Raw genomic sequence first — 570 nt, forward strand, 5'->3', positions numbered from 1 at the left:
GAAGTATCATTGAATATTGGGGGTATTACTTTTATCATATTCTAGATTCAAAATTATGCAAGTTACGATGAGTAAATCAAGCGAAGTATTACATAATTTATTAGTCAATGCTTTTGAAACGATTGAAGGTGTGCCTAAAGAACTTATAACTGACAATATGAAGACTGTAATGACACAACCAAGAACAGAGTATTCAAGTGGACAAATCAATCGTAGATTTAAACAATTCGCTGATGATTTTGGATTTAAGGTACGACCATGTGTCGCTGGTAGACCAAGAACAAAAGGGAAAGTCGAGTCTATTATGAAGATATTGGATGAGATACATGCATATCAAGGAGAGCTTTATTTAAATGAGATTCCATCTTTTATTTCAAATTTAAATGACCGATTAAATTATTCTGTACATGTAGGTACTGGTAAAATACCGATAATTGAATTGGAAAAAGAAAAGAGTCCCCTACAGACACTACCACATGTACATGTAAGAAACTCATATAAAGTGAAACATAAATACTTGAAAGTCAACCGCTCTAATATGATTACGTATCAGACTAATCAATATTCAGT

At 32.1% G+C, this 570-nt stretch carries 1 protein-coding gene; it reads left to right on the top strand.

The features are described from left to right. Positions 1-67: 67 nt before the first annotated feature. Positions 68-570, top strand: a 503-nt coding sequence (locus KA878_RS13750; protein ID WP_483883283.1) for an IS21 family transposase, incomplete at its 3' end; no start/stop codon positions are given.

The sequence above is a fragment of the Staphylococcus sp. GDY8P57P genome (genome assembly GCF_017892585.1).
Taxonomy (GTDB): Bacteria; Bacillota; Bacilli; order Staphylococcales; family Staphylococcaceae; genus Staphylococcus; species Staphylococcus borealis.